This is a genomic window from Acinetobacter sp. LT1 (genome assembly GCF_059800965.1).
This window is the reverse complement of the sequence record NZ_JBBAXE010000006.1, coordinates 155,172-176,730: the sequence shown is the minus strand read 5'-3', so window position 1 is coordinate 176,730 and position 21,559 is coordinate 155,172. Positions and strand designations below refer to the sequence as shown.

Genomic DNA, 21,559 nt, shown 5'->3' with positions numbered 1-21,559 from the left:
TTGATTAATTTTTATTTCTTACCCTATTTATGTAAATAAGCTGTTCGTAAGTGCTTATTTTCTGTCATACATCGTTCTTATTAATATTGGTTCTATAAAGATTAAATTAAGGGCATATCTCTGCATAAGAAATATACCCTTTCAGATTTTATGATGCTACATAGAATGGTGCAGTTGAACGTGGTAACGCTTCACGTCCACGAATTTGGTCTGCAATTTTCTCGGCAATCATAATGGTGGTTGCATTTAAGTTACCGGTAATAATTAGCGGCATAATTGAGGCATCGACAACACGTAAACCCTTCATACCGTGTACACGACCTTGACCATCTACAACAGCCATTTCATCTTCACCCATCTTACAGCTACAAGACGGATGGTAAGCTGTTTCTGCATGGTTACGAACAAAGTCGTCAAGCTCTGCATCGGTTTGCAAATGTTTGCCCGGACTAATTTCTTCACCACGATATGGATCAAGTGCGGGTTGCTGCATGATTTCACGAGTGATTCGGATTGCATCACGGAACTCACGCCAGTCTTGTTCGGTCGACATGTAGTTAAACAAGATACTTGGATGCTCAAACGGATCTTTTGATTTAAGCTTGATTCGACCACGTGAAGGCGAACGCATTGAACCGACGTGAGCTTGGAAACCATGTTCTTTCACTGCATTACTACCGTTGTAGTTAATGGCAACCGGCAAGAAATGGTATTGGATGTTTGGCCACGTAAACTCATCCGAACTACGGATAAATCCGCCTGCTTCAAACTGGTTACTTGCACCAATGCCTGTACCGTTAAATAACCACTCGGCACCAATTGCAGGTTGGTTATACCATTTCAAGGCAGGGTATAAAGAAACAGGTTGCTTACATTTATATTGTAAGTACATTTCTAGATGGTCTTGCAGGTTTTCACCTACACCCGGCAAATCATGAACCACATCAATGTCCATTGATTTTAAGAAGGTACTTCGACCCACACCCGAGCGCTGTAAAATTTGTGGTGACGCAATTGCACCTGCGCAAAGTAATACTTCGCGTTTAACCAAGGCTCGTTGTAAGTTGTTTTGGTCAGCACCAATAATGTATTCAACACCAATCGCTTGCTTTTGATTAAACAAGATTTTATTGGTTGTAGCATGGGTCAAGATAGTGAGGTTTGGACGACCTTTTGCCATATCTAAATAACCGCGTGCAGTGCTTGAGCGACGACCTTTAGGGGTTACCGTACGGTCCATTGGACCAAAGCCTTCTTGTTGGTAACCGTTTAAGTCATCAGTACGCGGGTAACCTGCCTGTACACCTGCTTCAACCATGGCATGGAACAGTACATTGTTGCCATTTTTAGGTGTAGCAACGGATACTGGACCGCTATCACCATGATAGTCGTTGCCACCAATATCACGAGTTTCGGCTTTTTTATAGTAAGGTAAACAGTCAGCATAAGACCAGTTTTCAAGGCCTTTATGAGTTGACCATTGCTCTAAATCCATTGCGTTACCGCGGATATAGCACATGCCGTTAATTAAAGATGAACCACCTAAACCTTTACCACGACCACATTCCATACGACGGTTATTCATGTGTGGCTCAGGGTCGGTTAAGTAAGCCCAGTTATAGCGACGGCCTTGAAGAGGGTAGGCCAAAGCTGCCGGCATTTGTGTACGGAAATCCAAGCGATAATCTGGTCCACCCGCTTCTAAGAGTAAAACAGTGGTATCTTTGTCTTCAGTAAGACGCGCAGCGAGTACATTTCCGGCAGATCCTGCGCCAATAATAATGTAATCATATTCTTTAATATTCATAATTATCCTTTTTTTACTAACAGTTTGCCTGAGCAATCTATAAAGACTGCTCGGCATATGTGATTTAGGTTGAAGTGTTTAAAGCGATGGAGGCATTAAAAAATGCTTTGATAATCGCCAAGTTCAACTTGAATAGATTTGATACGAGTATAGTGCCCAAGCGTAGTTAAGCCATTTTCGCGGCCTACACCAGATTGTTTATAGCCACCGACTGGCATCTCGGCAGGCGATTCGCCCCAAGTGTTAATCCAGCAAATACCAGCTTCAATTTGGTGAATAATGCGATGAGCACGGCTGATGTCTTGAGTAACAACGCCAGCAGCTAAACCAAAGGTGGTGTCGTTAGCACGACGGATGACTTCTTCTTCGGTTTCATAGCTTAAAATGCTCATAACCGGTCCAAAAATTTCTTCTTGAACAATAGCCATCTGGTCAGTGCAGTCGCTAAATACTGTCGGTAGTACATAAGCGCCTTTGGCAAGTCCGCCTTCTGTTGCGCGGCCACCGCCAATTAACACTTTAGCGCCTTGTTGTTTGCCTGACTCAATGAAAGACAAAACTTTTTCCATGTGAGGGAAGCTAGTGAGTGGACCGAAGTTGGTGTCTTCAGCCATTGGGTCGCCAATGCGAATACGTTTTACACGCTCTACAACGGCTTTTTCAAAGTCGGCTAAAAGTGATTTTGGAACAAATACGCGTGTACCGTTGGTACATACCTGACCTGAGCTAAAGAAGTTCGCCATGACTGCAATATCTGCGGCACGATTAAGGTCGGCATCTTCACAAATAATGAGTGGAGATTTACCACCAAGTTCCATAGTCACTTCTTTTAGCGTAGAGCCAGCAGCGCTTGCCATAACTTTTTTGCCAGTTTCCACACCACCAGTAAATGAGATTTTTTCAATCACAGGATGTTCAGTGAGCCACTGACCGATTTCACGGCCAGCACCTTGCACCACGTTAAATACGCCGTCTGGAACGCCTGCTTCTGTATAGATTTCTGCAAGTTTAAATGCAGTGAGTGGAGTGGTTTCACTTGGTTTGAAAATCATGGCATTACCCGCAGCAAGGGCAGGGGCAGATTTCCATAAAGCAATTTGAATTGGATAGTTCCAAGCACCAATACCAGCAACTACACCTAACGGTTCACGGCGTGTATAAAAGAAACTTGATTCGCGAAGTGGAACTTGTTCGCCTTGAATAGCTGTTGCAAGTCCTGCGTAGTATTCGAGTACATCTGCGCCAGTCACAATATCGACTGTAGATGTTTCGCTAAAAGCTTTACCTGTGTCGAGTGTTTCAAGACGGGCAAGCTCATCATTACGTTCACGAAGAATGTCGACAGCACGACGTAAAATACGAGAACGCTCCATGGCAGTCATGGCAGCCCAGATTTTTTGTCCTTGTTGGGCACTTTGTACAGCAGCTTCAATATCTTGTTCAGAAGCTTGTTGAAGAGTCGCGATTGTCTCGCCGTTGGCAGGGTTAATACTATTAAATGTTTTTCCACTGGTTGCGTTAACGTAGCGTCCGTGGATATACAGTTGATGAACTTGTGCATCACTCATTTTGTCTCTCCTGCAAAGGCTTGTTCGCAAATTGCAATTGCGTTTGTACATAATCGTAAGCAATGGAACGAGCAAGGTTGCTGTCAAATTCGTTATGACGGCTTAAACTGCCTCGTAACCATAATCCATCAATCAATGCTGCCAAACCTCTAGCGGCAACACTGGCCTGTTGTTCATCCATTAACTTAAGAAAATAAAATTTCAAGTTGGAGTACAGGCGTTGATCATTAATCTTTTGTAAGCGGCTTAAGTCTGGTACATGCATACTTGCTGACCAAAAGTCCAACCAGACCCGCATTGCTTTTTCATTGACCTGACTAATGTCAAAGTTAGAGTCGATAATGGCCTTAATCTGGCTCTCTGGATGCGAATCTGCTTCTGCTCTGTACTGTTCGGTTTTACGACGCAGAACATTTAACATTTCTTGCATACAGGTATTTATCAACCCTTGTTTGTCGCCAAAATAATGGCTAACAATGCCGGTCGACAGCTCGGCTTTTTTTGCAATTTGTGCAATGGTGGTATTAGATAACCCCACTTCATAAATTACGTCGAGTGCAGCGTTCATGATTTCTTCACGTCGCACATGTTCTGGTTTTACTCTGCGTTTTGTCATGGTTGTCCACATCAGCACTTTTAGTGGTGCTTAAAATTCAACATGTTAACTTGCAGAGCATCATAGCACTTTTTTATCATACTTGTTATTGATTGAACGTTCAATCAATAACAAGTATGATATGTAAAAATCAATGAATTTTTGAACAAGCTTCTAAAAATAAAGAGGTGAAATCAAAGGTTCTTAAGGATAGGATGATGCGCATAAGTACATTACTTATCACGTTATTTTGAGAAAAATACACCGATTGCAAGGAGCAATAAGATGGTGTTGAAAAGTGATGGATATTCTTCAGACCATATTCGGTTAAATCGTTTCGTATTTTGGAGTTCAGCAATCAGTATCGGTATTTTTGGCCTACTTTTTGTGCTGTTTCCAGAAAAAAGTCAGTTTTGGCTGACCTATGTACAAGAGCAAGTAAATCACTTTTTTGGGTGGTATTACATGCTGGTTATTGTGCTGTGTCTGGGTTTTGTTGGTTGGCTCGCTTTTTCAAAAGTAGGGCAGATTCCTTTAGGAAAAGATGACGACAAACCAGAGTTTAGTTATTTAGCTTGGACTTCAATGCTGTTTTCGGCAGGGATTGGTATTGCGCTACTTTATTATGGTGTGGCCGAACCTGTTGACCATTTTTTAAGACCGCCAGAAGGTGAGGCAGGAACGATTCAGGCAGCCCGTAATGCGATGACTTATAGCTTTTTGCATTGGGGGATTCATGGCTGGGTGCTCTATGCATTGCTCGGAGTTACTTTAGGTTATTTTGCTTTCAGACAAAACTTGCCATTAGCACTGCGTTCAGCGCTTTACCCAATTTTTGGAGAGCGAGTGCATGGCTTGGTGGGTGATTTTGTCGATGGCTTTGGAATTTTAGCGACAGTTATTTCCTTAGTCACCAACTTGGGAATTGGAGCATTAGTACTCGTATCGGGCATTTGTTATTTACTGCCGCAAATTCCAGATAACTCTGCGACCTTAATTACTGCCGTGCTCATCATGATGTTCGTTGCGACGATTACGACAGTGGTGGGTATTGAAAAAGGCTTGGCATGGTTGTCGCGTATTAATTTACGTCTGCTGTATGCCTTACTTTTATTTGTATTTTTAACAGGTCCGACCAACCATTTATTAAATGGTCTTGTGCAAAATACAGGCGATTACCTCAATAATTTTATTGGTAAAAGTTTTGATATGTATTTATACAATCAAAAAGCCAGTGGCTGGTTGGGTTCGTGGACTGTATTTTATTGGGCTTGGTGGATTGCTTGGGCGCCTTTTGTCGGTATGTTTATTGCCCGCATTTCAAAAGGACGTACCATTCGTGAAGTAGTATTAGGTGTATGCCTGATTCCACTCGGCTTTACACTGGCTTGGATTTCGGTTTTTGGAAACACTGCAATTTATTTAATCTTGCAGCAAAAACAGAAAGTATTAGGTGATATGGTCTTAACTGATCCAGCATTATCTTTATTTAAATTACTCGAATATCTGCCGTTTAATCCTTACGTTGCCGGTATTGTTGTTGTAATTTGTTTCGTTTTATTTTTGACACCAGTTGGCTCTGGTACACTAATGATCGCTAATTTGTCCTCAAAAGGGGGCACCAATGATAGTGATTCACCGATCTGGTTACGCGTCTTTTGGTCTGTGGTAATTACCATTGTAAGTATTGGCTTGCTTTTAGCCGGTAGTTTTAACTCCATGCAAAGTGCTGTGGTGTTATGTGGTTTACCATTTTCAGTCATTATTTTGCTCTATATGTTTGGTTTAGCCAAAGCGTTAAAGCAAGATGATTTTGACCCTCAATTAGTGAAAAAACAGTTAGCTGTTTCAAAAGACATTTCAGTCCCATCGAACTGTGGACAGAATAAAGTGACCGAGGTTTTATAACCTCAATCGATCACATCTATATATTATTTTTTGCGTTTAAAGTCGTCTTTTCATTGTTTTAAATAAGAGTGAAAAGACGAAATTAAATATTTTGTTTTTATTTTATTCCTTGAGGATTGTATGGCAACAGATAATCCAAGAGCAGTTGATGATTTAACATTATCTAAATCTAAAAAAGACCCGCTCAACCGTGTGGTTTTTTATTTTTCAGCTGTACTTATTTTAATTTTTTCTCTCGTCACGTTTTTGTTCAACGATTTTGCAAATCGAGTCATGAATGCCGTGCTTCAGTGGGTGACTTCAACCTTTGGTTGGTATTATCTGCTTGCCGCAACACTATATATGGCCTTTGTGATTTTTATTGCCTGCTCAAGATATGGCAGTATCAAATTAGGACCTAAGCATTCAAAGCCTGAGTTTAGTTTACTCAGTTGGTCTGCCATGCTGTTCTCGGCGGGTATTGGTATCGACCTCATGTTCTTCTCGGTCGCTGAACCACTATCTCATTACATGCAACCTCCGGTCGGAGCAGGGCAAACCTATGAAGCAGCACGCCAAAGTATGGTTTGGACATTGTTTCACTATGGTTTAACTGGCTGGTGTATGTATGCCTTGATTGGTATGTCATTGGGATATTTTAGCTATCGTTATAATTTGCCGCTTACCATTCGTTCTGCACTTTATCCAATCTTTGGACAAAGAATTAATGGGGCAATTGGGCATAGTGTTGATACAGCTGCCGTGATCGGGACAATTTTTGGTATTGCGACGACCTGCGGGATTGGAGTAGTACAGCTAAATTATGGCTTACATGTGTTATTGGGGTTACCAGAAAATATCTGGATGCAATTTATCCTGATTGCTGTTGCAGTGGGTATTAGTATTATTTCAGTGACATCCGGGGTCAATAAAGGCCTGCGGATTTTATCTGAAATCAATATTTATGTTTCGGTCGGGTTATTGCTGTTTATTTTATTCTTGGGAAATACCGAGTTTTTACTCAATGCCCTTGTCCAAAATATTGGTGACTATTTAACTCGTTTCCCTGCTTTAGCATTACAAAGTTTTGCTTTTGAACAGCCTAAAGAATGGATGAGTAGTTGGACTTTCTTCTTCTGGGCGTGGTGGATTGCTTGGTCTCCATTTGTAGGACTCTTTTTGGCACGTATCTCAAGAGGACGTACCATTCGTGAGTTTGTATGCGGTACCTTAATTATTCCACTTCTATTTACACTCACTTGGTTATCTATTTTTGGTAATAGTGCACTGCACAGCGTTATTTTTGAAGGCAATCAAACTTTAGCAGCGACTGTGTTAGCAAATCCGGCTCATGGTTTTTATGACCTGTTAGCGCAATATCCAGGTTTTACCTTTATTGCTTCAATTGCCACTGTAACAGGGCTTTTATTCTACGTGACTTCTGCCGATTCGGGAGCGCTAGTTTTAGGTAACTTCACGACTAAACTCACTAATATTGATAATGATGCTCCACGTTGGTTAAGCGTGTTTTGGGCAGTGACGATTGGTTTACTCACGCTAGCCATGCTCATGACCAACGGCATTACTGCCTTGCAAAATGCAACTATTATTATGGGTTTGCCGTTTAGTTTTGTGATGTTCCTTGTGATGGCAGGGCTTTATAAGTCGCTCAGACTTGAAGATTACAGGCATGCTAGTCTCAGTATGAATGCAGCGCCAGTGGTAGGGAACGTTGATATTCTGAACTGGAAACAGCGTTTAACTCGAGTCATGCATCATCCGGGAACCACTGAAACACAGCGCATGCTAGATACGGTGTGTTTGCCAGCTGTTCAGGCTGTTGCTGATGAGTTGATTAAGCAGGGTATGAATGTGGACGTGCAGCAAACCCCGCTTGAAGATGAAGATACGCTTTTCCATCTAGATCTCACTATTCATTTGGAAGAAGAGCAAAACTTTGTTTATCAGATCTGGCCTGTACGCTATAGCGCGCCGAACTTCAGTCAGCGTGTAAAACGTGGCAAACAGTTCTATTTCAGACTTGAAACCTATCTTTATGATGGCTCGCAAGATAACGATCTGGTCGGTTACAGTAAAGAACAGGTCATTAACGATATTTTAGATAAATATGAAAGACATATGACGTTCTTACATATTAATCGTATTAGCCCCGGGAATCGTCCATTGTTCCCAGATCCACAAGCTTAAGAGGAAAATGCATGGCTTCTCCTTATCTACATTCTTTTGCTTTATTTTTCTCATTGCTCAATCCATTTTTAATGAGCATTTATATGATTGGCCTGATCCGCCATTCAGAAGCTAAGGTGTTTAACAAAGCACTGATTCAGGGAAGTTTGATTGCTTTTGTCGTGTTCATGCTATTTGCATGGGGCGGCGAAACAATTTTTAGTAAATATCTGAATGTACGTTTTGAAGCCTTTCAGATTTTTGGAGGCCTAATCTTTTTGGTGATTGGCTACCGCTATGTGTTTCAGGGTGCCGACACCATTGGAGAAATGCGTGGTGCTCCAGAACATCTGGCTGGCACCATTGCCATGCCGTTTATGATCGGCCCAGGGACTATTAGCGCTGCGGTAGTCACAGGGATTGAAATGTCAATCGGTGAAGCAGCCCTAGTGATTGCTTTCACCTTGTTTTTAACTTGCAGTATTTTGATTTTGATGAAATTTTCACATGATCATTTACGCTATAAACATGCCAAACATATTGACCGCTATTTTGATATTGTCGGGCGTTTATCTGCTTTATTAATTGGTACGATCGCCATTGATATGATCATTAATGGTGTGACAGGCGTCATTAATAAAGTTTAGCAAGTCACTCATAAGAACCGGCTATGCCATTGAACATGGAATAAAATGGCATAGCATCTTCTAAAAAATTCTAAGATAAATAAAACAGCTTTAAAAAAATAACTTTAAAAATAGTGTCTTAAAAAATTAAATTTTAAAAAACAATCAAAGATATTAAAAAATACGATGCTATGTTGTGGATTTAAGCATGTTTTTTTTGTGAATTATCAACCATAATGTTGACTGAGCTTGTTTTAAGACAGAGTTGAGCTATGCCTACATTAGATGAAATGACCACAGCAACTGATGATCAGTCTGAATTGACGATGTCAGTTTTGATGACGCCTGATATGGCAAATTTTTCAGGTAATGTTCATGGTGGTACGATTCTAAAACTACTAGACCAAGTCGCTTATGCTTGCGCAAGTCGTTATTCGGGTGGCTACGTGGTGACTTTATCTGTAGATAAAGTAAATTTTAAAGAACCTATTTATGTAGGTGAGCTGGTGACCTTCTTGGCAAGTGTGAACCATGTAGGTCGTACTTCAATGGAAGTCGGAATCCGTGTTGAAGCGCAAAATATCCAGAAGCGGACAGTGCGCCATACCAATAGCTGTTATTTCACGATGGTTGCTGTTGATGAACAGGGCAAGCCATGTGAAGTACCTCAATTAAATCTCAATACAGAATGGAAGCGTTGCCGCTTTGAAGCTGCTGAGCATCGTAAGGTTTTACGTCTTCAAGAAAACCACAATCCATCTTGTAGCATGTATAAGAAAACTTCTTAAAAAATAGATCGAATTAAAAAAGGATCGAACCGCAGCATGGTTCGATCCTTTTTCTTCTTTACCAAAATTCAGCGTCCATTTTTCATTTCAGTAAAATTATCTCTGAGCTTGGAGGAGAATGCTGAGAGAATTAACGAGTTGCAGGAGCAGCTTCAGAAGCAGAACCTACAGCATCAGATGCAGCATTTGCAGTGTTTGCTTGTTCTTGAGTTGAAACAACAACTTTTTCTTCACCAGCAGTGTTATGTGCTTGGTCGTGCTTAGAAGCAGCGAAAGTTGAAGCAGCAGTTAAAGCAAGTGTAGTAGCGAGTAAAGTTTTAGCTAATTTCATTTTATGGCATCCTTAAATTTCATTTAAAAATAAATTAAACCTAATCATTCATACCTACCTGAAACCTGTATGGCTGAATGACTAAGCTAGGACACATGCTAAGCCGAGCTTGGTATTACATCAATTAACTTAACAATCTATTACGGCTATCTTAACAATATGAAATATACGGGTCATTTATGTGAGCAATCTGTAAAATAAAAGGGCTTAAATACACCTTAAAATGTGAAAAAATATTTCTTATCGAATGAAAAAAGATCAACTGTGTTACGTAAACCTAACACTCTGGCATGAATTGTGAATGCGCCTAAATAGAATATTCCGTTTGAATTATAATTATCCAGAGTTAATATAGATTTTAAATGAGATGTATGTCACATATTAATTATTTTGGCCTGATAATTGAAAAGTATATCTTCAAAGTGAAAAATCATTTTCATGCTACTTAAACAGTGATATATCTTTCTTAGTTTTTTGAACCTTGTTGATTTGAGCCGCTTGTGAAACTGATAGCCCTAAAAACTGTTCCCACCCATATTATTTCCGGTTTTTTAGGGGCAGGAAAAACCACATTATTACAGCATTTATTAAGTCAAAAGCCTAAAGATGAGGTTTGGGCTGTATTAATGAATGAATTTGGGCAAATTGGAGTAGACCAACAACTCTTACCCCAAGATGAAGGATATGCAGTCAAAGAACTATTAGGCGGTTGTTTATGTTGTAGCAGTCAATTGCCTATGCATATTGCTTTAGCTCGACTGTTAAGTGAACAAAAGCCAGATCGACTCTTTATTGAGCCGACTGGACTTGGGCATCCTTCTCAATTATTTGACCAACTGACTGAGCCTCATTGGCAAAGTAGTTTAGCCATGCGAGCGTTGATTACGGTGGTAGATGGTAGTCGTTTGCATGATACAAACTGGGTTAAACAAAACCTTTATGAAGATCAGTTAAAAGCTGCCCAAATTGTGGTGGTGTCACATACCGATGTGATGACTTTTGAAGATGATCAGGCGCTTGAGTTATTAAAAGACGAATACCAGCCTTATCACCAAGAGTGGATTAAAACTGAACATGGTCAGTTAGCCTTAAATAAAATTGATGTGGCTGCTCGTTTAACCGAGCGATCTATACAACCTTTACTTAAATTTCAAAAGCAAATGACTGAAACCGAAGTCACAAAGGAAATTCAGCAATTACCTTATCATTATGTCGAGTCGGCACAAGGTTATATTGTGGCTGGTTGGAAGTTGCCTAAACGCTGGAAATTCGAGTTTTATGCTTTGCTAGATTTATTATGTGCACAGCAAGACTGGCTTCGAATTAAGGGAATTTTTAATACAGATCAAGGATGGAAGGTTTTTAACTTTAATCCTGATCAGTTTAATTATAAGTCAGGTGAAGAGGGCATTGATAATCGTATTGAAATCATTAGCGAACATCACCATGATTGGTTGGCTTTTGAAACAGCATTACTTGCCTGTCAGCTTGAAGAATAGAGAACATTAAACCAAAAGTAATTCAATGTTCTCTGAAGAGTGGGATTAAGGTTTGCTATCTAACACAGCTTTAGCTTGCGCATGGTCAATATCTTTTTCCCAATGAGCAATCACTACGGTCGCGACACAGTTACCAATTAAGTTGGTACAGGCACGAATAATTCCAATAAACCAGTCCACTGAAAGTAGAAGCACTAAGCCAATTGCAGGGAGACTTGGTATCACTGAAAGCGTGGCTGCAAGAATAACTAAAGCCGAGCCGGGAATACCGTGTGCACCTTTAGATGTAATGAGCGAAACCAGCAAAATAGCCAGTAAGTCATGCATAGATAAATCAATATTGCAGGCCTGTGCAATAAAGATCACGCCTAAAGTTAAGTAAATTGAAAAGCCATCTAAATTAAATGAATAACCAGTTGGAATAACCAAACCGACAGTTGAATCCTTAATTCCCAAATTTTTGAGTTTTTTCATAATTTGAGGAAGAACAGAGTCAGAAGAAGCGGTACCTAAAACAATAGCGAGTTCATCTTTAAAATAGCCCACAAATTTGAAAATGTTGAGACCGGCAAGTTTTAAAATCGAACCTAAAACAATAACGACAAATAAAATGCAGGTTGCATAAAACAGTAAAACCAAATAACCCAATTGTAAGAGTGAATCTAAACCAAATTTAGCAGTGGTATAGGCCACTGAACCGAATACACCAATTGGAGCTAAACGAATAATAAGGCCCATAATTTTAAAGAAGACTTCTGAAAAAGCTTCAAGCGCTTGACGTACCACCTCTGCTAAATGTTTTGGAATTAAAAGTAGGGAAACACCAAATAAAATAGCGATCAATAAAACCTGTAAAATATCGCCGTTTGCAAAAGCAGCAGTGAAGGTTTTCGGAATAATATTGAGTAGAAATTCCGAACCTGTATGCATCTCGTGGGCACGTTCGGTATAGGTACTTAAATCTTTTGCATCTAAATGGCTAATATCGATATTCATACCGACGCCCGGTTTAAATACATAGGCCACAATAATGCCTAAAATTAAGGCAATACTGGTGACCACTTCAAAATAGAGAATAGTTTTTGCACCGACTTTGCCCATTTTTTTAATGTCGTTTGCACCATAGATTCCCAGTACAACCACACAAAACACAATTGGTGCAATAAGCATCTTAATTAAAGAAATAAAACCATCACCTAATGGCTTTAAAGATAGGGAGAAATCATGAAAGCCGATTCCAACTGCAACCCCAAGAAACAGAGCACAAAGAACCTGTAAAAATAAACTACGCTTGAGCTTTAGCCACATAAGTCATCAATTTTAGCAAGAGGAGAATATTTCTCTTTCAAGCAAAAAGTCGGCCAACTATAAAATAAGCTGAGCGTTTTGGAAGAATATGCAAATTTCACGTGACGAGGCTTTGCATTGTTCAGTTTTTTTATAATTTTTTACCCAAAATCGAGTATCCTTAGCGCCAAATTTTTGGACATATTAATCATGGCGCTTAAAGCAACAATTTATAAGGCAGACTTGAATATTGCCAATATGGATGACCATATTTATGGTGATTATCAACTGACGCTTGCCTTGCATCCTTCGGAAACTTTAGAACGCTTAATGGTTCGTTTGATGGCTTTTGCCCGTTTCGCAAGTGATGAGCTTGAGTTTACTAAAGACCTTTTTGAAACTGACGAGCCAGCATTATGGCAAAAAGATTTAACGGGTCAGTTAGAAACATGGATTGAAGTTGGCTTACCGTCTGAAGATAAAGTCAAAAAAGCCAGTGCGCGCTGTAAAACAGTTGCGCTTGTTGTGTATGGCACACAAGTCGAAGACTGGTGGAAACGAAACAGTAAAATTAAAACGTTAAGTAACGTTCAGGTGTGGCAAATTGCTCCTCAAAGTACAGCAGAGCTTGAACAACTTTGTGAACGTACGATGCAGCTTCAATTAAATGTCATGGACAACGAGTGGACGCTTTTAGGTGAAAAGGGCCAGGCAAGTGTTGTGTGGACACAGTTACAGTAACATAGAAAAGCGCAACAAATTCTACAGATTCAGTTGGTACACTAAGTACCAATTGCGATTTTAAAGATTCAGATTAAGGGGTAAACCATGTCAAATGAATTAGAAATTATCGATTTAAAAGTAGGTGAAGGCAAAGAAGCGGTTAAAGGTGCTTTGATTACAACTCACTATACAGGTTGGTTAGAAGACGGCACAAAATTTGATTCTTCAATTGATCGCGGTAATTATTTTGAATGTGTGATTGGAACAGGCCGTGTAATTAAAGGTTGGGACCAAGGCATTATGGGAATGAAAGTTGGCGGTAAGCGTAAATTAATCGTACCTGCTCATTTAGCTTATGGTGAGCGTAAAATGGGTAAGATTATTCCTGCTAATTCTAATTTAATTTTTGAAATTGAATTATTCGATGTCAAAACTCGTGACTAGTGAAAATTTAAAGCCCTTTAGGGGGCTTTCTTGTTTATATGAGCTTTAAATATAAATACATTATTAATTTATATTTTAGCTTTTTTAATATTTAAGATTATTTTCAGATTATTTGATTATAAATGCTGACTGAGAAACTGTTCATTTATGGGCAGGCTGACATTGAGACCAAATTCCAAAAAGTTTGCGTCTTAAAAATCAAACTTCGCATAAATAATCTATATTGTTATTGAGACGCTATTTCATGATTATCCGCTTTGCATCTCCTTTGTTGAACATATCACTTGGCTTAGCTTTGGCAGGCTTGTCAGGCATGGCATTAGCCAAACCACCTAAACTGGACGCGTCAACACTTACGGTGATTGGTTATCATGAAATTACCGATACTAAAAATGCGTTAATTCCTCAATATGCAGTGACGACTCAACAATTTACACAGCATGTTGAATGGCTGCAAAAAAATGGATTCCATTTTATTACGGTTGATCAGTTGATCCGTGCTCATCAAGGTAAATTTCAATTACCTACAAAACCTGTTCTATTAACTGTAGACGATGGTTATCAATCTTTTTATCAAAATGCTTATCCTGTTATTAAAGCTAAAAAAATCCCTGTAGTACTTGCAGTAGTAGGTTCATGGTTAGAGCCAAAAGCAGGGAAGAAAGTCGACTTTTCAGGGGAAGAAATTCCACGCGATAAAATCTTAAGCTGGCCTGAGCTGAAAGAAATGCAGGATAGTGGCTTTGTAGAAATTGCAAACCATAGCTATCATTTGCACCGTGGTATTACAGGCAACCCACAAGGCAACTCTGAACCTGCTGCAACTACTCGTTTTTATGATGTAAAAACTCAAACTTACGAGAACGATGCACAATATCAGGCACGTATTTATAACGACTTAAAGAAAAATAACGAACTACTTAAAGCACACGGCTTACGTTCACCACGTATTATGGTATGGCCTTATGGTCGCTATAATATGCAAACTGTTCAAATTGCTAAAAAGCTGGGTATGCCAATTACCATTACACTTGATGATGGGGCAGACCACGCAAAACAATCTCTCCAAAATATGAGCCGTATTTTGGTAGAAGGCGATATGACGACTGATGATTTGGCTCAAGAAATTAAAAATCGTGAATTGAATTTAACGGATAACAACCGCCCGCAAAAAATTATGCATGTCGATCTGGACTATATTTATGATCCAGACCCGAAACAGCAAGAACGTAATTTAGGTCACTTGTTAGACCGAATTAATGCGATGGGTGTAAATACTGTCTATTTACAAGCATTTTCAGATCCAGATGCGAATGGCTCTGCTGATATGGTGTATTTCCCGAACCGACATATTCCAATGCGTGCTGACTTGTTTAACCGTGTTGCATGGCAAATTCAAACGCGTACGCCTGTTAGTCGTATTTATGCGTGGATGCCTTTATTGGCATGGGAATTACCAAAAACTGATCCTGTTTCTAAGGATTTGGTTGTGACAGAACAGGCAAAAACAGGTGAGCACCTTAATATGGGGTATATCCGTTTAAGTCCATTCTCAGCAGAGGCACGCCAAACTATTCGTGAGATTTATCAAGATTTGGCTAAGTCATCTTCATTTAACGGAATTTTATTCCATGACGACGTCACCTTATCTGACTATGAAGATGCAAGCCCAGATGCCTTAAAAGCTTATGCGAAACAAGGTTTACCTACAGATTTGGCAAAAATTCGCGATAACGATCAAGATTTGCAAAAATGGACGGCATATAAGACAAAATATCTAGATGATTTTGCAATGCAACTCGTTGATGACGTGCGACAATATGAACCGTTCTTGCTCACCGCACGTAACTTATATGCGCAAGTTGCTTTAAAACCATATGCAGAAAACTGGTATTCACAATCGCTTGAAGAGTCGTTAAAACGCTATGACTTTACGGCTATTATGGCAATGCCTTATATGGAACAGGTCGATAATGCTGATCAGTTCTATAAAGATATGGTTGATCGCGTGAAACAATATCCAAATGGTATTAAGAAAACTGTTTTTGAGTTACAGGCAACCGACTGGCGTAAAAACGAAAAGGTACCTTCAACTGAAATGGCCGCAACAATTCATTCTCTTTATCAGCAAGGTGTAATGCATGTCGGATATTACCCAGATGATCCAATTAAAGATCATCCGGATGTGGACACTATGCATAAAGCATTTGCTGAAAAATCATCTCGTCTTGTGCCGTAGTTGAGGCTAAAACATGACAATCTTTGCTGCAATATGGTCGCATGCCTTAAAATTCGTTTTCTATTATCCATTATTCATGTCGTATTTATGGATGATTGGCGCGATCATTTTCTATTGGAAAGAACGTCAGGCTCCGCCTTACGATCAACCTGCTCCGTTAGAGAGTTATCCAAAAGTCGCTGTGTTAATTCCTTGTTTTAATGAAGGGGATAATGCAGAAGAAACCATTAGCCATGCGTTAAAACTGGACTATCCTCATTTTGAAGTGATTGCGATTAATGATGGTAGCTCGGACAATACAGGCGAGGTACTCGACCGTTTAGCAGCACAACATGAAAAACTCCGTGTTGTTCATTTGGCTCAAAACCAAGGTAAAGCGATGGGGTTGCAAGCCGGAAGCTTAATGACCGATGCCGAGTTTTTAATTGGTATTGATGGCGATGCTTTACTTGATCCACATGCAGCAAAGTGGATGATTCGTCATTTTCAGGAAAATCCAACAGTTGCAGCTGTGACGGGTAACCCGCGTATCCGTACTCGCTCAACTTTGCTAGGGCGTATTCAGGTCGGTGAGTTTTCTTCGATTGTCGGCATGATTAAACGTGCACAACGTACCTTTGGACGCTTATTTACCGTATCGGGTGTAATTACCGCTTTTCGTAAGAGCGCTGTTCACCAGGTCGATTATTGGTCACCCAATATGTTGACTGAAGATATCGATATTACTTGGAAATTGCAGCGCGCAGGTTGGGACATTCGTTTTGAACCGAATGCCTTGGTCTGGATTTTAATGCCTGAAACTTTAAACGGTTTGTGGAAACAACGTTTACGTTGGGCTATGGGTGGGGCACAGGTATTAATTAAAAATATTGATGTGTTCACTAAGCCAAAACTAAATTTTTTATGGCCATTAATGTTTGAGCTTTGCTTAACCTTAGTTTGGTCATATTTAATGCTCGCGATGGCTTTATTATGGTTGGTACATTTTATTTTACCTGTCCCTGCTTTAGCCGTTGTGAGCTCTCCATTTTTACCGTATGGTAGCGGTATTTTATTGGGGGCAACTTGTCTCATTCAGTTTGCTTTAAGCAAATGGATGGATAGTCGTTATGAACCACATCTAGGAAAAAACTATTTCTGGATGATCTGGTATCCATTGGTCTTTTGGCTAATCACCATCTCGGCAACTATTGTGGCATTTCCAAAAGTTTTAAAACGTGGAGATGAGAAACGTGCGCGTTGGGTGAGCCCGGATCGGGGCATTCGTGGATGAAATGCAAGAGTCATGAGATTTTAAAGATCGTGCTGTATTGATGTCTGGGGAAAACCACAGCACTTCGTTAGGTAAAGAGAGAAATGAAGACAAATTCGTTGATTATTGATTTACGCCGTCAATTACCATGGCATAAACGCTATACTTCTACAACAAGCACAGCCATGATGTGGGCGGTTTGGTTGTTGCTGTGGCGTCCATTTGTACTGATCTGGGTATTGGCTGAACTCCAAAAAACACATTTAGTTCACCGTTTGTTTAGTGCCTTTGGTTTAGGTATTGAACATGGCATTACTGCGTTAATTGCTTGTGCAATTTGCTTATTGTTGTGGAGTCATGTGCTGCCTGAGCATCGTGTTGGCGGTAATGCGCTTAAAGCAAAACAGACAGATGATTATGCGCGCTATTTTGATTTATCTGAACATGAAATTGAGCAGGGACGTAGTCAGAAAATTACAGTCGTTCATCATGATGAATTAGGTAAAATCGTTAGAGTTGAATAAAGCATATTAATGAAAAAAAGCCCGCATCATGTGGGCTTTTTTTTACGCTAATTTCAGTATATCCATAAGTTTTAAACTGTAGAGTGCAGTGCTTGTGCGGGTATTATTTACCTTTGAAAACAGGCGGTCTTTTTTGCAACATGGCAAATACACCTTCTTGAACATCTTCTGTGGTGAGCAAAGGTTGAAGATGGTTTTGCAATTGCTTAAAGGCAACCTCATAACCTTCGTTAATAGCTTCGCGAGCAGAGGCGAGAGTCGCTTTTACAGCAAGAGGAGCAGCTTGCGAAACATGTTCAGCAAGTTCTATTGCACGGTTGAGCTGAGAGCCTTCTGGGCATATTTCGGTAATCAGGTTCATGTCAAATGCTGCTTTTGCATCGAAAGAGTCACCAGTGAGTAAATAACGCATGGCTTTGGCCCAGCCTGCGGCTTGAGTAAAACGTGCAGTAGCTCCGCCAAAAGGTAAGATGCCACGTTGAACTTCCATTTGAGCAAATTGTGTATTTTCACTCGCAATCGTAATATCTGCGTTAAGAAATAGTTCTATACCAGCGGTGTAACAATAACCTTGTACCGCTACTATCAAAGGTTTACTGAGCTTTTGGCCGATTGTGCCCCAAGGGTTAATTTCATTTTCACTAAAATCAAAAACACCTGTAGCGAGTTTAGGTTGTAACTCAACTAGGTCTAAACCAGCTGTAAAATGATCCCCATGAGCAAAGATAACCGCACAGCGAAGCGCATCATTATTTTCATATTCGGTGAGCGCTAGTGATAAGTCTTTGATCATGTGACTATCAAAAGCATTACGTTTTGCTGCCCGATCTAGACCAATTAAAAAAATATGTCTACGAGTTTCACGGCTGACTTTTCCTTCTTGATTTGACATATTGTCACGCTCTTTATTTGTCTTTAATCATGTTTTAAACAATCGTTTAAAAACTAGCAAATATAATTTGTTCGCGACTCGATCGGTATTTCTTTTATCTGTGCATTGAAATAAATCGATGACATTAGAAAAGAATAAAACCTCAGACAATGCCAATTTGCATCATTTATTTAAATTAGCAGTTTGCTTCGCTTTATATTTTTCTCATAATACTTCGTCAAATTGATCTCAATAAGCAGCTGTTTTTATGTCACCTCTAGAAATCTTTGCGGTCTTGATTAGCCTGATTGGAGTCGGATTAACGGTAATCCGTAATATGTGGTGTTGGCTGTTTAATTTCTTTGCCTTTGTTTTATATGCCTATTTGTTTTACGAATTTAAGCTATATGGCGAAACGATTTTGCAGTTCTTTTTTATGGTCGTAAATTTTTATGGCTTTTACTACTGGCTCAAAGGAAAGCAGCAAGATCATGACATTCGTATAGAGCCAATAGCTCCTAAAGTTGCAATTTTTCAAATGATCATTGCCGCGGTAGGTGGCTTGCTTTTTGGCTTAATTCTTAAAAACTTTACTGATGCAGCAGTTCCTATGCTCGACTCACAACTTGCCGCATTTAGTTTGCTTGCAACGTATTGGACCAGCCGAAAACATATTGCGACTTGGATACTTTGGGTATTTGTCGATATTATTTATGTCGGTATGTTCATCTATAAAGATTTATTTTTAACAGCCGCTTTGTATGCAGCATTTGTTTTGATGGCAGCTTATGGTTGGTATCAATGGGAAAAGGTTAAAAAGAAACAGCTTTTAGCCTCAAACCAGCTTTAATTTGGAGTGTGATCATGCTGTTGAGCTTAGAGGTCTATAAACAACAACAATTTGATCAAATTGCTGCAAAAATAATGGCAGAGCCAAAACAGTATTGTGAATTTAATTCTGTATCAGATTTTTATAACGCTGCATGGCTTAAGAAATTTCCGCAAGGCAGCCAGATTTCTGCGACAGGTTTAGATGATGGTGCAGAAGAGTTTTATGCGGTAATCCAGTTTAAACAGCAGTATTTAAAATTTGATATTAAAGAAAATGATTCGACAATTATCTTTAAAGATATGAATGAGAACGTTTTAAAAAGTAATTTTTAATTTATGAAATAAAATCTAAAAAAAGCGACTTAACGTCGCTTTTTTTAATAAATAAATTTGGAAATTTTGTTTGCTGTTTCAACGACTAGGCTTGCGATATCTTCTTTAAATGTTCTTTCATCATAAGTCGTAATTGGACAACTTACAGAGATAACAGCCACCATTTTACCATTTGACTGTTTAAAAATAGGCGCCGCACAGGCTGCCATATCATGGTTGTAATGACCCCAGCTCACCATGGTTTTTTGAGTTTTTACGTAAGAGAGTCTTTGCAATAAAGCTTTTAAATTAGTGGGCGTCAGTTCAGAGAAACTGTCCCAATCGCTAAAATTGCGGTAACGCTGACGTACTTCCGTTTCAGGTAAATCAGATAAAAGCATTTGACCAATGACGGTTGCATGGGCAGGCCAGCGAGTTCCTAAACTAATGTTGCTCGTGAAGGTTCCCATCGACTGGATATTATTTACAAAGACAATATGAGTGCCTTCTAAAATTGAAAGATGTACTGCGAGTTTGGTCTGGTCACGTAGTTCTTTCATTAAAGGTGTCGATAAATCAAGTAATGAAAGTTTAGATAAACTGTTAAAACCAAGTTCCATAACTTTTGAATCGAGAGCGTAAGTTTTTTGAGATGCTTTTCTTAAATAGCCACAAGATTCGAGTGTATAGATCAGACGAAATGCACTAGAACGGTTCACTTCTAAAATTTCAGCAATTTCTGTAATGGTCATTTCTTGCGCTTGTTGGTTAAATGCTTGCAAGATAGCTAAACCCCGTACAAGTCCGGGTACTAAATATCGATCATCATTTTTTGTTGTTTCCGATTCTTGCGAATCTTCATCAATTGCTATGCTCATTCGTGTCATTTTCCTATAAATAAAACATGATTCAATTTGGGGCATGCTGCTTTATTTTATAACTATTGTAATTGTTAAAAATGCATAAAACAATTTTTATATTTAAAACTTTGTTTCTTTCTTAAACGTAACAAAATATTTAGAAATTAATAAACCAATGAATTTTATATTTATTTTTACTTTGACAAAAAATGATCAAGGGGATTATGCTTAGCTTGTGTTTTGAAAATCAAATTATGTTTTGTATATAAAACAAAATGAGGACGCAAGGTATGAGTTGGATCTCAGTTTGTCAGCAGGGTGACGTTAGCGAAGATGAGCCGAAAGCCATCGAAATTGAAGGGAAAAAAATAGGCGTATTTTTTGTCGATGAAAATTACTTTGCTATCGAAAATGTTTGCCCTCATGCGTATGCCTTATTAACCGAAGGATTTATCGAAGATCAGACTGTTGAATGTCCATTGCACGAAGCAATTTTTGACATTCAGACAGGTGAGCTAAAAAGTGGGCCAGGGTGTAGAAACCTGTGTACGTACCCAGTTCGTGTTGAAGGACAGGATATTCAAATTCAACTCTAGTCCTCACATGTACAAGGAAGCAGAACAATGAAGACATTTAATGAAAAGTTGGCAAGCTGGATTCATGCAACGCCGGCAACCGAAGCAGGTATCAACAATATTCAAATTCCTGGTCAATCTGAATTGTTGGTTTGGCAGACACGTTATAAAGAACCAACTCTCTATGAACAGGATTTTGTAAAAAACTTGATTCAGGCATTTTCTGCGGGCGCAACAGAGTTAGATGACGTTGTTTCTGCACTTAATCAACAGGGCTTCCGTTGTGAATCTGGTGATGAATGGACTTCTGCAAGCTTTACAGAAGAAATGCAACGTTTAGGTTATTGATTCAA

General features: G+C 39.3%; 21 protein-coding genes. 14 read left to right on the top strand and 7 right to left on the bottom strand.

Annotated features, from left to right (window positions below; all coding sequences use genetic code 11):
* Positions 1-148 precede the first annotated feature (148 nt).
* From betA to betI, 3 genes are all read right to left on the bottom strand, one after another.
* Positions 149-1,807, bottom strand: a complete 1,659-nt coding sequence (betA, locus tag WBW42_RS08020; RefSeq protein WP_032056880.1) for a choline dehydrogenase — start codon at positions 1,805-1,807, stop codon at positions 149-151.
* Positions 1,808-1,902: 95 nt separating this feature from the next.
* Positions 1,903-3,375 carry a betaine-aldehyde dehydrogenase gene (gene betB / locus WBW42_RS08015; RefSeq protein WP_032056879.1) on the bottom strand — a complete coding sequence of 491 codons (1,473 nt, stop codon included), beginning with the start codon at positions 3,373-3,375 and terminating at the stop codon, positions 1,903-1,905.
* Positions 3,368-3,991: a transcriptional regulator BetI gene (gene betI / locus WBW42_RS08010; RefSeq protein ID WP_005070763.1), complete on the bottom strand. Its 624-nt coding sequence runs from the start codon at positions 3,989-3,991 to the stop codon at positions 3,368-3,370. The genes betB and betI overlap by 8 nt, the downstream gene beginning before the upstream one ends.
* A 264-nt stretch (positions 3,992-4,255) precedes the next feature.
* Here betI and WBW42_RS08005 point away from each other — a divergent pair, with 264 nt between their 5' ends.
* The 4 genes from WBW42_RS08005 to WBW42_RS07990 all read left to right on the top strand — a co-directional run bounded on the left by WBW42_RS08005 (position 4,256) and on the right by WBW42_RS07990 (position 9,458).
* Complete coding sequence (locus WBW42_RS08005) at positions 4,256-5,878, top strand: BCCT family transporter (RefSeq protein WP_032056878.1); 1,623 nt, start codon at positions 4,256-4,258, stop codon at positions 5,876-5,878.
* 120 nt (positions 5,879-5,998) lie between these two features.
* Positions 5,999-8,065 carry a choline transporter gene (locus WBW42_RS08000; RefSeq protein WP_032056877.1) on the top strand — a complete coding sequence of 689 codons (2,067 nt, stop codon included), beginning with the start codon at positions 5,999-6,001 and terminating at the stop codon, positions 8,063-8,065.
* Positions 8,066-8,076: 11 nt separating this feature from the next.
* Positions 8,077-8,691: a MarC family protein gene (locus WBW42_RS07995; RefSeq protein WP_002117499.1), complete on the top strand. Its 615-nt coding sequence runs from the start codon at positions 8,077-8,079 to the stop codon at positions 8,689-8,691.
* A 251-nt stretch (positions 8,692-8,942) separates the two neighbouring features.
* Positions 8,943-9,458: an acyl-CoA thioesterase gene (locus WBW42_RS07990; RefSeq protein WP_005070756.1), complete on the top strand. Its 516-nt coding sequence runs from the start codon at positions 8,943-8,945 to the stop codon at positions 9,456-9,458.
* Positions 9,459-9,588: 130 nt separating this feature from the next.
* Here WBW42_RS07990 and WBW42_RS07985 read toward each other — a convergent pair whose 3' ends face one another.
* Positions 9,589-9,789 carry a hypothetical protein gene (locus tag WBW42_RS07985; RefSeq protein ID WP_000761577.1) on the bottom strand — a complete coding sequence of 67 codons (201 nt, stop codon included), beginning with the start codon at positions 9,787-9,789 and terminating at the stop codon, positions 9,589-9,591.
* Positions 9,790-10,289: 500 nt separating this feature from the next.
* Here WBW42_RS07985 and WBW42_RS07980 point away from each other — a divergent pair, with 500 nt between their 5' ends.
* Positions 10,290-11,288, top strand: a complete 999-nt coding sequence (locus tag WBW42_RS07980; protein WP_032056876.1) for a CobW family GTP-binding protein — start codon at positions 10,290-10,292, stop codon at positions 11,286-11,288.
* Positions 11,289-11,333: 45 nt separating this feature from the next.
* Here WBW42_RS07980 and dctA read toward each other — a convergent pair whose 3' ends face one another.
* Positions 11,334-12,596, bottom strand: a complete 1,263-nt coding sequence (gene dctA, locus WBW42_RS07975; protein ID WP_032056875.1) for a C4-dicarboxylate transporter DctA — start codon at positions 12,594-12,596, stop codon at positions 11,334-11,336.
* A gap of 189 nt (positions 12,597-12,785) precedes the next feature.
* Between dctA and WBW42_RS07970 the strand changes: the two genes are divergently transcribed.
* The 5 genes from WBW42_RS07970 to pgaD all read left to right on the top strand — a co-directional run bounded on the left by WBW42_RS07970 (position 12,786) and on the right by pgaD (position 17,757).
* Entirely contained in the window at positions 12,786-13,316 is a 531-nt protein-coding gene (locus tag WBW42_RS07970; protein WP_005075397.1) for a YaeQ family protein, read from the top strand.
* 87 nt (positions 13,317-13,403) lie between these two features.
* Positions 13,404-13,742: an FKBP-type peptidyl-prolyl cis-trans isomerase gene (locus WBW42_RS07965; protein ID WP_002117532.1), complete on the top strand. Its 339-nt coding sequence runs from the start codon at positions 13,404-13,406 to the stop codon at positions 13,740-13,742.
* 244 nt (positions 13,743-13,986) lie between these two features.
* On the top strand, positions 13,987-15,981 hold the full coding sequence (gene pgaB / locus WBW42_RS07960) for a poly-beta-1,6-N-acetyl-D-glucosamine N-deacetylase PgaB (RefSeq protein WP_032056874.1): 1,995 nt from the start codon (positions 13,987-13,989) through the stop codon (positions 15,979-15,981).
* Between the two features lie 13 nt (positions 15,982-15,994).
* On the top strand, positions 15,995-17,254 hold the full coding sequence (gene pgaC, locus WBW42_RS07955) for a poly-beta-1,6-N-acetyl-D-glucosamine synthase (protein WP_002117710.1): 1,260 nt from the start codon (positions 15,995-15,997) through the stop codon (positions 17,252-17,254).
* 83 nt (positions 17,255-17,337) lie between these two features.
* Positions 17,338-17,757, top strand: coding sequence for a poly-beta-1,6-N-acetyl-D-glucosamine biosynthesis protein PgaD (gene pgaD / locus WBW42_RS07950; RefSeq protein WP_032056873.1), 420 nt, complete (start codon positions 17,338-17,340; stop codon positions 17,755-17,757).
* A gap of 103 nt (positions 17,758-17,860) precedes the next feature.
* Here pgaD and WBW42_RS07945 read toward each other — a convergent pair whose 3' ends face one another.
* Positions 17,861-18,649, bottom strand: coding sequence for a crotonase/enoyl-CoA hydratase family protein (locus tag WBW42_RS07945; protein ID WP_032056872.1), 789 nt, complete (start codon positions 18,647-18,649; stop codon positions 17,861-17,863).
* 247 nt (positions 18,650-18,896) lie between these two features.
* Here WBW42_RS07945 and pnuC point away from each other — a divergent pair, with 247 nt between their 5' ends.
* Both pnuC and WBW42_RS07935 read left to right on the top strand, forming a co-directional pair.
* Entirely contained in the window at positions 18,897-19,478 is a 582-nt protein-coding gene (pnuC, locus tag WBW42_RS07940; RefSeq protein WP_005075405.1) for a nicotinamide riboside transporter PnuC, read from the top strand.
* 14 nt (positions 19,479-19,492) lie between these two features.
* Entirely contained in the window at positions 19,493-19,792 is a 300-nt protein-coding gene (locus WBW42_RS07935; protein WP_032056871.1) for a hypothetical protein, read from the top strand.
* Positions 19,793-19,836: 44 nt separating this feature from the next.
* Here the strand turns inward: WBW42_RS07935 and WBW42_RS07930 are convergent, their stop codons facing one another.
* Complete coding sequence (locus WBW42_RS07930; RefSeq protein ID WP_017399043.1) at positions 19,837-20,649, bottom strand: IclR family transcriptional regulator; 813 nt, start codon at positions 20,647-20,649, stop codon at positions 19,837-19,839.
* Positions 20,650-20,921: 272 nt separating this feature from the next.
* Between WBW42_RS07930 and WBW42_RS07925 the strand changes: the two genes are divergently transcribed.
* Both WBW42_RS07925 and WBW42_RS07920 read left to right on the top strand, forming a co-directional pair.
* Positions 20,922-21,227, top strand: a complete 306-nt coding sequence (locus WBW42_RS07925; protein WP_002117586.1) for a non-heme iron oxygenase ferredoxin subunit — start codon at positions 20,922-20,924, stop codon at positions 21,225-21,227.
* Positions 21,228-21,254: 27 nt separating this feature from the next.
* Entirely contained in the window at positions 21,255-21,554 is a 300-nt protein-coding gene (locus WBW42_RS07920) for a recombinase-like helix-turn-helix domain-containing protein (protein ID WP_005070730.1), read from the top strand.
* The last annotated feature ends 5 nt before the right edge of the window (positions 21,555-21,559 follow it).

Bases quoted from the DNA above. Each gene is read 5' to 3' on its own strand.
- WBW42_RS07995 (WP_002117499.1), top strand. From the start codon at position 8,077: ATGGCTTCTCCTTATCTACATTCTTTTGCTTTATTTTTCTCATTGCTC.
- WBW42_RS07925 (WP_002117586.1), top strand. From the start codon at position 20,922: ATGAGTTGGATCTCAGTTTGTCAGCAGGGTGACGTTAGCGAAGATGAG.
- betI (WP_005070763.1), bottom strand. From the start codon at position 3,991: ATGACAAAACGCAGAGTAAAACCAGAACATGTGCGACGTGAAGAAATC.
- WBW42_RS07985 (WP_000761577.1), bottom strand. From the start codon at position 9,789: ATGAAATTAGCTAAAACTTTACTCGCTACTACACTTGCTTTAACTGCT.
- pgaC (WP_002117710.1), top strand. From the start codon at position 15,995: ATGACAATCTTTGCTGCAATATGGTCGCATGCCTTAAAATTCGTTTTC.
- WBW42_RS07945 (WP_032056872.1), bottom strand. From the start codon at position 18,649: ATGTCAAATCAAGAAGGAAAAGTCAGCCGTGAAACTCGTAGACATATT.
- pnuC (WP_005075405.1), top strand. From the start codon at position 18,897: ATGTCACCTCTAGAAATCTTTGCGGTCTTGATTAGCCTGATTGGAGTC.
- WBW42_RS07920 (WP_005070730.1), top strand. From the start codon at position 21,255: ATGAAGACATTTAATGAAAAGTTGGCAAGCTGGATTCATGCAACGCCG.
- WBW42_RS08000 (WP_032056877.1), top strand. From the start codon at position 5,999: ATGGCAACAGATAATCCAAGAGCAGTTGATGATTTAACATTATCTAAA.
- pgaB (WP_032056874.1), top strand. From the start codon at position 13,987: ATGATTATCCGCTTTGCATCTCCTTTGTTGAACATATCACTTGGCTTA.
- WBW42_RS07935 (WP_032056871.1), top strand. From the start codon at position 19,493: ATGCTGTTGAGCTTAGAGGTCTATAAACAACAACAATTTGATCAAATT.
- betA (WP_032056880.1), bottom strand. From the start codon at position 1,807: ATGAATATTAAAGAATATGATTACATTATTATTGGCGCAGGATCTGCC.
- WBW42_RS07965 (WP_002117532.1), top strand. From the start codon at position 13,404: ATGTCAAATGAATTAGAAATTATCGATTTAAAAGTAGGTGAAGGCAAA.
- betB (WP_032056879.1), bottom strand. From the start codon at position 3,375: ATGAGTGATGCACAAGTTCATCAACTGTATATCCACGGACGCTACGTT.
- WBW42_RS07930 (WP_017399043.1), bottom strand. From the start codon at position 20,649: ATGAGCATAGCAATTGATGAAGATTCGCAAGAATCGGAAACAACAAAA.
- dctA (WP_032056875.1), bottom strand. From the start codon at position 12,596: ATGTGGCTAAAGCTCAAGCGTAGTTTATTTTTACAGGTTCTTTGTGCT.
- pgaD (WP_032056873.1), top strand. From the start codon at position 17,338: ATGAAGACAAATTCGTTGATTATTGATTTACGCCGTCAATTACCATGG.
- WBW42_RS08005 (WP_032056878.1), top strand. From the start codon at position 4,256: ATGGTGTTGAAAAGTGATGGATATTCTTCAGACCATATTCGGTTAAAT.
- WBW42_RS07990 (WP_005070756.1), top strand. From the start codon at position 8,943: ATGCCTACATTAGATGAAATGACCACAGCAACTGATGATCAGTCTGAA.
- WBW42_RS07970 (WP_005075397.1), top strand. From the start codon at position 12,786: ATGGCGCTTAAAGCAACAATTTATAAGGCAGACTTGAATATTGCCAAT.